The 12,837-nt window shown below is 43.2% G+C and carries 12 protein-coding genes; 2 read left to right on the top strand and 10 right to left on the bottom strand.

Features of this window, described 5'->3' with window-relative positions:
* Positions 1 to 197: 197 nt before the first annotated feature.
* Together VSQ61_RS12385 and VSQ61_RS12380 are read left to right on the top strand one after the other, a co-directional pair.
* Positions 198 to 905 carry an MBL fold metallo-hydrolase gene (locus VSQ61_RS12385; RefSeq protein WP_334344735.1) on the top strand — a complete coding sequence of 236 codons (708 nt, stop codon included), beginning with the start codon at positions 198 to 200 and terminating at the stop codon, positions 903 to 905.
* A 185-nt stretch (positions 906 to 1,090) separates the two neighbouring features.
* Positions 1,091 to 1,462 carry a VOC family protein gene (locus VSQ61_RS12380; RefSeq protein WP_334344734.1) on the top strand — a complete coding sequence of 124 codons (372 nt, stop codon included), beginning with the start codon at positions 1,091 to 1,093 and terminating at the stop codon, positions 1,460 to 1,462.
* A 204-nt stretch (positions 1,463 to 1,666) separates the two neighbouring features.
* Here the strand turns inward: VSQ61_RS12380 and VSQ61_RS12375 are convergent, their stop codons facing one another.
* The 10 genes from VSQ61_RS12375 to VSQ61_RS12330 form a co-directional block, all read right to left on the bottom strand.
* Positions 1,667 to 2,377: an Ntn hydrolase family protein gene (locus VSQ61_RS12375; RefSeq protein ID WP_334344733.1), complete on the bottom strand. Its 711-nt coding sequence runs from the start codon at positions 2,375 to 2,377 to the stop codon at positions 1,667 to 1,669.
* Positions 2,378 to 2,379: 2 nt separating this feature from the next.
* Entirely contained in the window at positions 2,380 to 3,012 is a 633-nt protein-coding gene (locus tag VSQ61_RS12370; RefSeq protein WP_334344732.1) for a CatB-related O-acetyltransferase, read from the bottom strand.
* 128 nt (positions 3,013 to 3,140) lie between these two features.
* Positions 3,141 to 3,404, bottom strand: coding sequence for a CD3324 family protein (locus VSQ61_RS12365; protein WP_334344731.1), 264 nt, complete (start codon positions 3,402 to 3,404; stop codon positions 3,141 to 3,143).
* A gap of 292 nt (positions 3,405 to 3,696) precedes the next feature.
* Complete coding sequence (locus VSQ61_RS12360) at positions 3,697 to 6,183, bottom strand: M56 family metallopeptidase (protein ID WP_334344730.1); 2,487 nt, start codon at positions 6,181 to 6,183, stop codon at positions 3,697 to 3,699.
* 183 nt (positions 6,184 to 6,366) lie between these two features.
* Entirely contained in the window at positions 6,367 to 6,738 is a 372-nt protein-coding gene (locus tag VSQ61_RS12355; protein WP_334344729.1) for a BlaI/MecI/CopY family transcriptional regulator, read from the bottom strand.
* A gap of 551 nt (positions 6,739 to 7,289) precedes the next feature.
* Entirely contained in the window at positions 7,290 to 8,057 is a 768-nt protein-coding gene (locus VSQ61_RS12350; protein ID WP_334344728.1) for an Rpn family recombination-promoting nuclease/putative transposase, read from the bottom strand.
* Positions 8,058 to 8,427: 370 nt separating this feature from the next.
* Positions 8,428 to 9,891: a family 1 glycosylhydrolase gene (locus VSQ61_RS12345; RefSeq protein ID WP_334344727.1), complete on the bottom strand. Its 1,464-nt coding sequence runs from the start codon at positions 9,889 to 9,891 to the stop codon at positions 8,428 to 8,430.
* Positions 9,888 to 10,214 (bottom strand): PTS sugar transporter subunit IIA, encoded by a 327-nt coding sequence (locus tag VSQ61_RS12340; protein ID WP_172540460.1) that lies wholly within the window; start codon positions 10,212 to 10,214, stop codon positions 9,888 to 9,890. Before VSQ61_RS12340 ends, VSQ61_RS12345 begins: the two co-directional genes overlap by 4 nt.
* Positions 10,215 to 10,217: 3 nt before the next feature.
* A complete protein-coding gene (locus VSQ61_RS12335; RefSeq protein WP_334344726.1) occupies positions 10,218 to 11,510 on the bottom strand; it encodes a glycoside hydrolase family 140 protein in 1,293 nt (430 codons plus the stop codon).
* A gap of 3 nt (positions 11,511 to 11,513) precedes the next feature.
* On the bottom strand, positions 11,514 to 12,821 hold the full coding sequence (locus VSQ61_RS12330) for a PTS sugar transporter subunit IIC (protein WP_172540466.1): 1,308 nt from the start codon (positions 12,819 to 12,821) through the stop codon (positions 11,514 to 11,516).
* Positions 12,822 to 12,837: the final 16 nt, after the last annotated feature.

Genomic DNA, 12,837 nt, shown 5'->3' with positions numbered 1-12,837 from the left:
TATCTTACCATAGCAGCAGTAATATTCCTACCGAAATATGAAAATGACAGTTTGAAAGTTCTATTTCAAAGCTTTCATTTTATTTCCATATATGAATTATAGAGCACTGCACTTTATAACAATATACAAATTATTTTTAAGCTTGCACAATTATCCTGAAAACGATATAGTAAAATGCAGGAAAGGAATGAGCATTTATGCAAATCACTTACATTGGACACAGCAGTTTTCTGGTGGAGCTTAAAGAAACTCTGCTGCTATTTGACTATTACGAAGGCTCACTGCCCAAATTTCCTCATGGAAAAAGGCTTTATGTATTTGCAAGCCACCGCCATCCGGATCATTTTAATCCGGAAATTTTTTCTCTGTCACAGGAGACAGAAAGTATTTTCTTTATTCTGTCCGATGATATCTGGGAATGCCGGGTTCCAAAGGAACTGCGGGCCCATACTGTACGACTGAAGCCAAATGAAAGCTATTCTCCCGAAAATATAACCGTTCGGACGTTCAAATCCACGGATGAGGGCGTGGCTTTTCTGGTGGAATGTGAGGGAAAAACCATTTACCATGCCGGGGATTTGAATGATTGGCGTTGGATGGGGGAGCCTGAGAATTGGAACCGGCAGATGGCGGAGAATTATCGAAGCTATATTGAGCCTCTTCGAGATATGCAGATAGACGCCGCCTTTATCCCTCTGGACCCAAGACAGGAGGATTATTACGCTTTGGGAATGGATTATTTTCTGTCTTTGAATACCAGCAGAGGGGAATATGAACGGATCTATCCCATGCACTGCTGGGAGGATTACAGCATTATTGACCGCTGGCTCAGGGAACATCCCGAACATCCGGATCGGGATAGAATTGTACGGATTCAGGGACGTGGAGAGATGTTCAGACAATAGAAGTCCAGCTAAGAAATGTCAAGTGCTTAAAAGAAATACTTTCCGCTGGACGGTAAAGTTGCGAAAGCGCATGAGAGAAACTTTCATGAGTGTACTTTCGAATGAAAGTTTCTCTCATAGGTGTGTGCTGAAGTAACTTTACCCTTTAGTACCGTTGCGCAGCAACTTAAAAAGGAGAAATAACCATGAATTTTCAATTTGCACACTACAACTACAATGTTATCAATCTGGAGAAATCCTTACGCTTCTATGAGAAAGCCTTAGGGCTTAAGGAAGCACGGAGAAAGGAGGCCGGGGACGGCAGCTTTATCCTTTCTTACCTTACGGACGGCCAGACCGGCTTTCAGCTGGAGCTTACCTGGCTTCGTGATTGGGAGGCGGATCACTATAATCTGGGTGACAATGAGATCCACTTGGCCTTTACCACGGACGATATGGATGCCGCCCACAAAAAACATCAGGATATGGACTGCATCTGTTATGAAAATCCGGATATGGGGATCTATTTTATCGAAGATCCGGACGGCTATTGGATAGAGATTATTCCGGCCAAATAAGCGGATCATTTGATAAATCGCAGCCGGTTCTGTCATACTGCCGGTTCAAAACATGCAAAACAAGGATCGGGGATTTGGGTTGCCGTCAGCCCTCATCCCCTTTCTTTTTACTACGAAGAATAATAAAATCACTCCAAACTTGAGGTTAGGAATGTCAATCCGTCATACAGGCATAAGAATCACTCACCAAATCAACCCGCTTTTTTATTTCTGATTCCTGTCAAACCCGTATTCCTTAATATTTTTAAAATCATTATTTAAAGCATAATAAACCCGATTCTCTTCCACAGAATATACAAAAGAAACCCGTGTTGCCCAAAGTCCCTCCTGCCTTACTGCGTTCAATATGCCAAACGCATCAGCAGCTGAAAAATGATCATTCTGCTTTTTTAACTGTTCATCAGCCCGCTCAAATCTGTCATCTCCGGATACAATGTAGGGTCTGGTTATTTCGGGATTCAATATCGAATAGTTGGTAATCAGTGAATACTTTGTATGCTCCAAACGGTATCCTATCCCCGGTTCAATAATAAGGACACGTCCGTTCTTATCAGAAAGCATCGTCTGCATGGCAGCGTCTTTTGCATATACAATTTTTTTGTTTTGGACAATATTGAGCGCATCATCGAATAAAATTTCACCCTTAATGTAGCTCTCTGTCAAATCAGCAACTGTAATACATCCCTCACCGTCACAATATTCACCGTTCTTATTTCCATGTACATAAAGCAAAGTCCCGACATTTCCGTTTCTGTTGATTCCATGAAAAGAGTGATATTTATTATCCGGCATTTTAATGCCAATAAAAAATCTGTCCTTTTCTGCAATAACCGTATGTGTCCATACGGAAAGGTCAATGTCAAAATTAAATCCGACAACGGTATTGTCTCCGTTATATACAAATCTCGTGCACATATTTAATCCTCCATAAGCTCTTTGATATTTCCCGACCGTATTGCCGCTATATTTCGGGAGATTTTTTCACTTGACCAGTCCCACCATTTGATACGAAGCAAATCAGAAATAGTATCTTCATCAAACCGTTTTTTAATTGGCTTTGCCGGAATGCCTCCTACAATGGTATATGGCGGCACATCTTTTGTGACAACGGCATGGGTGCCGATGATTGCCCCATCGCCAATGGTAACTCCTGCTAAGATAACAGCTTCAAAGCCAATCCATACATCATTGCCGATTATAATGTCGCCTTTATTATCCCAGCTCTCTGCCACGTTCTTTTTTTCCAGCCCCCATTCTTCAAAAAAGAGCGGAAAGGGATATGTACTTAGTGAAGACAACGTATGATTGGCACTATTGAAAAGAAATTTCGCTTTGCAGGCAATTGAACAGAACTTTCCGATTATAAGCTTGTCATGATTGATTGGATAATGATACAATACATTATTTTCTTCAAACCCTGCAGGGTCATTTGTAAAATCGTTGTACATTGTATAATCGCCGACTTCAATATTGGGTTTTGTAATCACATTTTTAAGATAAACTGTCTGCGTATCTCCTGTACGTGGGTATATTTTCTTTGAATCAGCCATTTTTTCCCTCCTGTTGTTCGTGTATAACACAATTTTATTCATCTGCTGCGGTATTTTCCATACACCAAACATTACAGACGTAATGTGTATAAAAAGAGAGAGCCACTTTTTTAAGCAGCTCCCTATAATTATCTTTGATATATTATTTTTCGAATGGCATAAACCGAAAGATGGTAATATTCAGCAAGCTCCTCCATAGATACCCCTTGCTTATATTCTGAAATAATCTTTTTATTACGCTTTTCAAGCTCTTTCCGGTAGCCGGATAATTCTCCCCAAGATTTATGTTGTTCAGTTTTTGCAGGAATATAGATATAACCTGCCTGCATATACCTTTGCAATTCTTCAACCAGCCAGGCAGGGAGAATCTCATTTGCATTCATGTATTTCATATGCGGCTTTCTCCTTGATTGATTTAGTCAAGCAGCAAAGCCAGCAATATATGTCAGCGACTAATATTTACTCCATGCAAGCGTCGCTTATACTGGCTTTGCATGGAGCCAGGCTTTATTCTTTCTTTTCTTGTTTATACACATAAATCTCACCACCAGAATATCTTTCTATTGAAAGTATAGCACTATATTTTGAGCAATTCAAGCAGGGAAGAGGATACTGTTTTGTGTTTGTGCTTTGTGTAACAGGGCCTTAGAATTCGGATAATCGAATTCAGTGCCTGGCGTAAACTCATTCCAGATACGGATCTACCCGATTACTCCCATGGGCGTAGAGGGTATCATACCAAAACTGCCCTGTTTCCGCTGTCTGGGCGTCCGCCGGAATGGTTCCCTTTGTCTGCATAAGCTCCTCACATATAAGAGCCATTATCTTCCCTTCCAAGCCTGTTTCATTTCCCTGCCGAAAACGGTTCAGGCAATAACGGAGGGTGTACTCTCCATAATACAAAAGCTCCCGGTATTCTATAAAATGAGCCTCCATATAGTCCCGGGGATTGGAGGAAGCATTTGGCCCCGAACAAATGGCGTCCAATAATCTTTCAATCACTTTATCCGTGTCAAGGCCGGAAAATTCCACTGCCTGTCTGTAGCAGCTTTGGATCTGTGAAATGCCGAATTTCTGACTGTCAATTCCGTCTTCCGCAATTTCCGCCGGAAATTTGCTGCGGATATCAGAGACAAAATAGCTTCCCTCACGGGGCTTCCAGTATTCCTTTAATTCATAGTTTCCGTCCTTTTCTTCAAAGGTCAATACAACCGGAATATGGCTGCCGCCTACGTCCTTTATTCCCTCATTGGTAATCTGATATTCCTGATACAAGGCCCAGCCATAGTGGGCAACAATGCTGCTTTTTGTATCTTCTGCCGCAGGCCCCATAACCTCTGTTGCCAATGCAAGGAAATCACAGCATGCCAAATCATACGTATCGCCGTAGGAGGAAGCATTTTCCTCAAGAATTGCCTTTTGAATGGCTTCGTTTAGAGGATCTCCATTTGCATCCTCCGTCTTTGCCGGCAGATCAGATTCATTTCCGGTATAAATTAAATCATATAGATCAGAGGGGACAGCACTTACAGCCATCTGCTCTTCTTTGGTAAGACCGTTATACCAATAAAGCCACTCTATGGTTTCCTTGGACAAATCACCCTGACTGTACCACTGATCCCCATAGCGAATCAGGCTTCCATCCCCGCTGCGGTATTCAAAAATCACCCATTTTCCATCTATATGAACTTCAATGGTATCATCCTCTCCCCATTGATAGCCATATCCTGTGCCAAAATTGGACTGATTATTTTCCGTTGGCTTTTGGGAGCCGTCTACGGCGGAAGTGATCTCTCCATCCATTTCCGTACTGTGCTCTGTCTTGCTGCTCGTCCGGCCGGTATCATAATAATATTTGCCATTTACCATAACCATGGGGATGATATCATATGTTACATTATCCTCTATGCCGGAAGCAATCCGTATCTTTATGCCCTCTGCCTTTACATACACATCCTTCTCTTCCGTGGAGGGATTGCTCACGTTTACGCCGATACGGTACCATACGTCTTTTGCAGCTTCCATACTCACAGGCATTCCCGGCGTCATATAAACAGGCACCGGAGCCCACTCTCCGTCGGAATTCAATGGCATCAGGACAACCTCTGTGTCGCTTAAGCCCTCCCCTGCCCAGAGCGTAATCTTATTTCCATAGGGTGAAATCTCTGCATCTGAATAGTAGATTTCTCCCTCGCTGCCTGCGGGAATTACAATCCTCACCTCGTAGGTGTCTTTTCTGGGATTGGTTAAAAAGCATACGGCAACTATAACACAGGCAAAAATGGCGGCAAGTATCACCCAGAAAGCAGGTTTTTGATAATGTAAAACTGCCTTTACCCGTTTTTTTACCCCAACCTCGCCAAAGGCCACTGGGCAGACCATAACGGTCCTCTTTGACACACTGCATGTAACCAGGGCATGAGAATAAGCTTTTTTCCCTTCAATATCCAGCCCTTTAATCACCCTTTCATCACAGGCAAGCTCCATGTCACGGCAAAACAGAATGTAAGCTGCCCACACAAGGGGATGAAACCAGTATATTGCCGCCAGAAAGTAGCCCAGGAACTTCCACCAGTGATCCTTCCTCTTCAAATGCGCATGCTCATGGGCCAGAACATACTTCATTTCCTCTTCCTTAATGCCGGATGGCAGATAAATCCTCGGACGCACAATTCCCAGAATAAACGGGGATTCTATCGCATCGCAAAGGCGGATGTTTCTCTCTAGGGGCACTGATTCCCGAAGCCGGATATGTAGGCGTAAAAAGCTTTCCAAAGCGTACAAAAGCAGGGCTGTCAATCCAACCGCCCACAGGATTCCGCCAAGGAACATCCAGACTTGCAGAGGATTGACACTGGCGCCGGGGGCCGGCGCAAAGGTCCCACGGATAACAGGATTCAGTGCACGGTTAAGAACGGAAACGCCGCTGGTAATCTCCGGGCTCTGGGCATACATGACAGTCGTGCGGCTTAACGTTTCCCCACTGGGAATCAGGCTGAATGCGCTTACCGGGGAAAAAGGACAGATCAGGCGGACAGCTGCAATTCCCCAAAGGATGCAAGGGATCCATTTGGGTGCCTTTTTCAGCAGCAGCCGAAGCATCAGCACTGCCAGAATCAGCCAACCTGCGGCAATGCTTCGATTTAACAAGCTTAAAAATATCCTGTCCATCTATAGACCTCCTATCTTAAGTTGCTACCGGGCGGTACGAAAGGGTAAAGTCACTTCGGCACACCTATAATGAGAGAAACTTTCATTCGAAAGGGCACTCATGAAAGTTCCTCTCGTGTGCCTTTGCGACTTTACCGTCCAGCATAAAATATTTCTTAAAACACTTGACATTTCTTAGCTGGACTATTCCAGTTCCGCACTCTCCGCTTCATCAATCATCTTTCTGATCTTGTCCGCTTCCTCAGAAGTCAGCCTGCTGTTTTTCGTAAAGGCCGCAATAAACGCAGGCAGGGAACCTTCAAAGGTATCCTCCACAAACCGTCTGCTCTGGATGGAATAGAACTGCGAACGGGAAATCAGGCTGGTCACTGTTCCCTTATTGTTTTCAAACAATCCTTTTTCGCAGAGCCGCTTTAGGACTGTGTGGGTTGTTGTCCGTTTCCAGGTAAACGCCTCTGCTGCCAGCTTTACCAGCTCTGAAGAAGTAACCGGCTCTCGTTCCCAAATCATATCTGCAAACTGTGCCTCAATCACGCCTAACTGTATCTCTGCCATAGCTTTTCCTTTCTTTCATACTACTCTATGTAGTCTCATATATTCAATTACAGACTACTATAAGTAGTCTCATATGTCAAGTGTCAATTTAAATATGCTGCCTTTTCTTTGTTCCTCATTTAGTCAAATACCCCACAGCAAGCTGACAGGGCATCAAGCTTGTAACGCAGCAAGCTGCGGAGTATTTGATCCTTGCTGCAGTCGCCAAATGGACATGCCAGCATGTCCGCTTGGCTCGTTGCTCGCAGAAATAAAGAAAATTTTGAGGTGGTCTTTGAGAAAACGGATGCATCAAAAAGGGCTATGGGAAAAATCTGCTGTCTATTTTCCCATAGCCGCTTTATGTAAGCTATTCTTCCACTATTATTCTACTATTTTTGAACACTTTCTAATTCTTTGTAGATTTTCTCAAGGTCATATTCCGGGGCAGATGCTTTTACTATACGACAGATTTCCAGAACTTCTGTCAGATTTTTGCACAGGAAGTCAGCTATTTCCTCTGGGGTTCTGCCTTTTTGAAGATTGCTGCAGATAATCTGAATCTCTTTCTTTTATATTCCTATTTTTTCTCCCTTCTTTATACCTGCCATTTCTCCCTTTTCCCGTATCAGACGTTCTCTCTCTTCTGTCCGCATGTATGCCGCCTCCATTTCTCCGCTCAGCTTAATTTGCGTTACCTTGCTATGCAGATGCCTAAGGCGCTCATCACAATCCTCAGGAAGCTCCTCTTCACTGCTGTTTTCCACGTAATGAAGAAAATCAATCAGGGTACGGTCTACCTCGTCATCGTTTGTTCCCTTGGTATTCAGAAAAATTTTCAGGCATTCATCCCCCAGATGAAGTCCCGGAACCTCTTTGCAGCTATGTTCAAAGGTATAACGGTACTTTCCACGATGATACAGGTCAAAACCGCAGATAATAACCAGATATGAGGGCGGCAGATTGTCAAAACCCTTCTCCCCGCTTTTTAAAATGGGGGCATCTGTGAGTGCCTGGTAAAACCGGGTGCGCTTGGGTAGATTTCCTTCATTGCGCTTCTGCATTTCCACGTCTATGAAGTTTCCCTCCCCATCCTCCACGCAGAAGTCCATTCGAATCCCACGCTTTCCAGGCAGGTTGTGGACTACTTTCTGGCCCTCTTTCCATCGGATGCTTTTTAAGTTCATCCCAAGGGAAAGCTCAATGATGATCTTGCAGGCCTCCAGATCCATTGTGGTTACATCAAAGAGAAAGTCATCCATTAGATTCAGCTCTTTTAAAGGCTTATAGGCACTTTCCTCTTTTGGCATCCGCTTATTCAGTTGTCTTGTTTCTGTCATATATGATTTCCTTTCTATTATAGTTAAATTTCTTATCTTTTGCAATCATAGAACTGCCTTTGTCTCAAGCCTCCTTTGTCTCTGTTATGGCTCCATCTGGAAATTTAGCCGAATTGGCTGTGAATTAGAAATTCCCTGCTGTAAATATTAGGGATGTTATTCATTATATGGTAAATTATGTAAAAATTCAACTATATTTTGCATTCGCAAGCTCCGTTACTGCGTCTCCCAATTTTAAAGCATATGGAAAAGAGATGCCTTTCCATAACTAAGAATCCGTTATGTATGACATCCCCTTAAAATTTCCACTTATAAGTATATGTATTACACCCAAGAGCACACCGCAATACAAGTCCCTATGGGAATTTCCTTATTCCAGCTCTTCTCCGTTCGTTCGAATGCACCGTTGATACCAATAAAAACTATCCTTTTTACTCCGCTTAAAAGTTCCATTGCCAAAATCATCACAATCCACATAAATCACGCCGTAACGCTTACTCATCTCAATGGAACCGCAGGAAACCAGGTCGATGATCCCCCATGGAGTATAACCAAATAAATCAACGCCATCCTCCACAGCATCCCTCATTGCCTTAATGTGATCCCTCAAATATTCAATTCGGTAGGGATCATGAATGGAACCATCCTCTTCCACCTGATCAACTGCTCCCAGTCCGTTTTCCGCAATAAAAATGGGAATATGGTATCGGTCGTAAACCTGATTTAACGTAATGCGAAGTCCCATGGCATCTTTCTGCCACCCCCATTCACTGGCCTGCAGATATGGATTCTTTGCTGCCACAATCAAGTTGCCGTCTGTTTTTTCCCATGCGGAATCTGTTGTAGATACCTGGGTAAAATAATAAGAAAAGGAAACAAAATCCACAGTGTATTGCTTCAGCAGCTCTGTGTCACCATCCTCCATCCGTATATGGATATTCTTATTTTCAAAGTAGCGATCCATATATTCCGGGTAATAGCCTCTTACCATAACATCCGTAAAATACCAGTTACTATACTGCTCATCATGTATCTGCTGCATGACATCCTCCGGATGACAGGTTGCCGGATAATGACAGAAACGGGCAATCATACATCCCACCTTGCTCCCCGGAAGCATCTCATGAGCCAGCTTCACTGTTCTTGCATTTGCAATAAACTGATGATGGAGGGCCTGCTGGATCGCCTCTTCATAATGCTCCTCCTGATCTTTGAGCAATGCCACGCCATTATAAGGATTAAATTTTCCTGCGTTGATCTCATTAAACGGAAGCCAATAATCAACCACATCTCCAAAATTAGCGAACAGGGTTTCCGCATACCTGCAGAAGAAATCAATCATTTTTCGATTTTTCCATCCGCCATATTCCGTCACCAAATGTACCGGAACCGCATAATGAAGCATAGTTACCAAAATCTTCATTCCATATTTTTTACATTCGGCAAATACATCCCTGTAATACTGCAAGCCTTCCTCATTGGGCGTTTCCTCATCTCCATTTGGAAAGATTCTGGCCCAGCTTATGGACAGCCGGTACAGCTTCATTCCCATTTCCGCAAACAAAGCAATATCTTCCTTATAGTGACTGTATTGCTCAGCTCCCCAGCGAAAAGGATAATCACCTTTGTCCCTACAGGCAATTGCTTTCTGAAATTTTTCCGTAGTCATCTGTTTATTTATTTTTAAATTTCTCTCTGTTCTGCTCAGATGAGCATTATTCGGGCGGCAGTCCTGTGTATCAAGTCCTTTTCCACCCCGATCAAATCCGCCTTCCACCTGGGAAGCGGCCGTAGCCCCTCCCCAGAGAAAGTCCTTTGGAAATCCCTTTCTCATGATTTCGTTCCCTTTCTATCCCTTTCTTTGTACAATTCTATCAGCTCCAATACCATGATCTTTATTACTTCCGTACTCATCGCCTGATCTTCCGCATGCAGCAGAAGCAGACTGATTTCCGTCTTTTTCCCCTCTGATTCCTTTGCTAAAAGGCTTAAATGAATATCGTGCCCCTCTATGACCATCTTATCGCCTTCCGCAATCAATTCATCGGCCCGTGCATAATTTCCCTTTTTTACCTCCTGCAGTGCCTCAATATAGCAGGACTTTGCACTTCCGTTAGCTGTTATAATCTGAAAACAAATCAGTTCCATCCCTTCCATCTGTCAGATCTCCTTTTTCTTTTTGGTTAAAATAACAAGTGCGTCCTGTTCAAATCGATGCATTCCAATGAAATGCAGCCCCTTTTTCTCCCCAACCTCCGGATAGGCCACCTGTCTGGTCATCAGGTCAATTGTTACGATTTCAAAATCTTTCGGATTCATTGTCAGCCTGACACAAGTATTATTCGGAACATAGATCAGATATTTTTCCTGTTCCGGCGTCATGGCACATCGGATGTCCCTGCTTGGATTTGCAATAATATCTGCCGGTATCAAAGACTGAATTCCATATATTCGGAATATGTATTTCATATATCCATAATCCCACGCTCCCGGATATTTGACTGCATCATTCCATGAATTAGGAGCATCAAAGCCCTCTCCCAAACCGGCTCCGAATCTCTGCCCTACCCGATGCCAGCTGTAAATTCCATGAGCACCGTATGCAATCCCGGCACATCCGCCTGACAGCAGGCTCATCCAGCCCGCCCTGCGGATATCATAGGGATAAAATCTTCCGTACATACGGTGGGAATACCCCATTTGCTCATAGCATGGCTCACTGTTTAAAATCGGCTTTTCCGGATAATTCTTGTAAAAAGTCTGTGCCAATGTATAGGGCATACTCATATTCTCCGGCTGTGCATTATGCCCGGACTGGTACATATAAAAATCCATGTTCCCCAGAAACTCTTCCGGAACGGAATCCAGACGTCCCCGGATATGGAATGTCTGTAAGCACTGCGGAGCTAACTGCTTTAACATATCGCTGGCCTTTTTATAATAAGATTTTGCACGTTCCGTAGCAAAATCCGTGTCTCCGCTGATTACATAGATCGGATCAAAACCGGTGAATGTTTCATGCAGCTTTTTTATGTATCCATCCAGGAAGTCATAAGGCATGATATTGTCCGGCACCTTTTCACTGGCCCAGGTATCCGGCACATAGTTGCACCAAAGCACTACCAGGGCCAGTTCAAAGCCTTTTGCCTTTGCCATTTCACACATTTTTGCCCCATGGATAAAATACTCATTTTTTAATTCTGTAAAATGAAATTTCTGCTTATTTTCTGTTGGAAACGGATAGCAGTTCAGCTCCGTCCCGCTGGCATCCCATTGAGGAAGAGCATTTATCTGAATGACATTAAATCCCTGCTGCCTGCGTAGTTCCAGATAGTACTCCCATTCCTCCAATGTGATATTTGTAAAAGCACTCCAACAGGTATCTGCCAGATAGAAAAAATGTTTTCCGTTTCTTTGAAATGTTCTGTTATCACTGCTTACTGAAATCGCCATATCCTACCCCTGTGTTATCTGTTTTTCTTCAAATGCTTTCTCTTCCTCCAGAGCCCGTTTCTCAATCACTTTAAAGAAAGGATAATATATTACAACCCCTACCAGTACTAATACAATCTGCAAAAGCACAACCCGGAATCCTCCGGCCACAAAACCATTAAACAGAACCGGAACGCCAAAGGTAATCTGAACGCCATTTAAACGAGGAACCAAATGCAGCAACGTGGCCATATAAGCCAGCAATGTCTGAACTAACGGTACGGCGATAAAAGGAATTGCCATAACCGGATTCAAAATCAATGGAAGTCCGAAAACCAATGGTTCATTAATTGTAAACAGTCCCGGAGGCAGCGTTAACTTACCCAGCATCCTGTGCTTCTTTGATTTAGCTACAAAAAACAGCAGCAATGCCAGGGATAAGGTTCCGCCTGCTCCACCAATACCTGAATAAATGGAATAAAAGGTTTTGCCCAGAATATTTGGAAGCTCTGCTCCAGCCATAGCCGCTTCCTGATTTATCATATCCATTGGCATATATAAAGCATTGATAAAGCTTGATACTACAATAGAGCCATGCAGTCCGAAGCACCATAAAAGCATCTGTACCAGCACAATAAAGCATAGAGACCAAACACTGTCTGACAGATTATTTAACGGCATAGAAATTACATCATATATAAAATCTGCAAAGCTCCCCCATGGAGTTAAATTAAAAATCCCATGAATCACCAAAAACATAGCGGAGGCAATAATAGTAGGAAGCAAGCCTGCAAATGTACTGGACACATTGGCCGGTACACCCTCCGGCATTTTGATGGTAATATTTTTATCAACCAATACACAGTAGACCTTAGCCCCCAATAGAGCTACAATAATAGCTGTAAACAGTCCCTTTGCTCCCAGCCATGTAAAGGGCAGCACATTGGTTAATCCATTAAAATCAATTCCTTCATTTTTCAGATTAAAAATCGGTGTCACAATTAAAAATCCCAGCAGGCCAATCAAGCCGCCCGTAACAGCTTTTTTTCCATCCAGTTCTGCGAAGCGATAGGCAATCGTAAAAGCTGCAAACAATGAAATCATACTGGTTGTCAGAGTAGATCCCAGAGACAGAATGGGACTTATGCCAATATTAGTGAGGAAATTTTTCCAGACATCCAGCGGAAAAATGTTGATGACCATACAGATGGAACCTACCATCAAAAGAGGAAGTGTTGCCATCAATCCGTTCGACACGGACATCAAATATTTATTCGTCTGTATTTTATCTGCCACCAGCATCGCCTTATCAAGCATTTCTTCTTTTTTCATTTTCAAACCTTCCCTC

Origin of the sequence: Candidatus Merdisoma sp. JLR.KK006 (assembly GCF_036941035.1) — a bacterium.
Taxonomy (GTDB): Bacteria; Bacillota; Clostridia; order Lachnospirales; family Lachnospiraceae; genus Laedolimicola.
This window is presented reverse-complemented; position numbering and strand designations above follow the sequence as displayed.

Excerpts from the sequence above, each read along its gene's own strand:
- VSQ61_RS12385 (WP_334344735.1), top strand. The coding sequence starts at position 198 with ATGCAAATCACTTACATTGGACACAGCAGTTTTCTGGTGGAGCTTAAA.
- VSQ61_RS12380 (WP_334344734.1), top strand. The coding sequence starts at position 1,091 with ATGAATTTTCAATTTGCACACTACAACTACAATGTTATCAATCTGGAG.
- VSQ61_RS12375 (WP_334344733.1), bottom strand. The coding sequence starts at position 2,377 with ATGTGCACGAGATTTGTATATAACGGAGACAATACCGTTGTCGGATTT.
- VSQ61_RS12370 (WP_334344732.1), bottom strand. The coding sequence starts at position 3,012 with ATGGCTGATTCAAAGAAAATATACCCACGTACAGGAGATACGCAGACA.
- VSQ61_RS12365 (WP_334344731.1), bottom strand. The coding sequence starts at position 3,404 with ATGAAATACATGAATGCAAATGAGATTCTCCCTGCCTGGCTGGTTGAA.
- VSQ61_RS12360 (WP_334344730.1), bottom strand. The coding sequence starts at position 6,183 with ATGGACAGGATATTTTTAAGCTTGTTAAATCGAAGCATTGCCGCAGGT.
- VSQ61_RS12355 (WP_334344729.1), bottom strand. The coding sequence starts at position 6,738 with ATGGCAGAGATACAGTTAGGCGTGATTGAGGCACAGTTTGCAGATATG.
- VSQ61_RS12350 (WP_334344728.1), bottom strand. The coding sequence starts at position 8,057 with ATGACAGAAACAAGACAACTGAATAAGCGGATGCCAAAAGAGGAAAGT.
- VSQ61_RS12345 (WP_334344727.1), bottom strand. The coding sequence starts at position 9,891 with ATGAGAAAGGGATTTCCAAAGGACTTTCTCTGGGGAGGGGCTACGGCC.
- VSQ61_RS12340 (WP_172540460.1), bottom strand. The coding sequence starts at position 10,214 with ATGGAAGGGATGGAACTGATTTGTTTTCAGATTATAACAGCTAACGGA.
- VSQ61_RS12335 (WP_334344726.1), bottom strand. The coding sequence starts at position 11,510 with ATGGCGATTTCAGTAAGCAGTGATAACAGAACATTTCAAAGAAACGGA.
- VSQ61_RS12330 (WP_172540466.1), bottom strand. The coding sequence starts at position 12,821 with ATGAAAAAAGAAGAAATGCTTGATAAGGCGATGCTGGTGGCAGATAAA.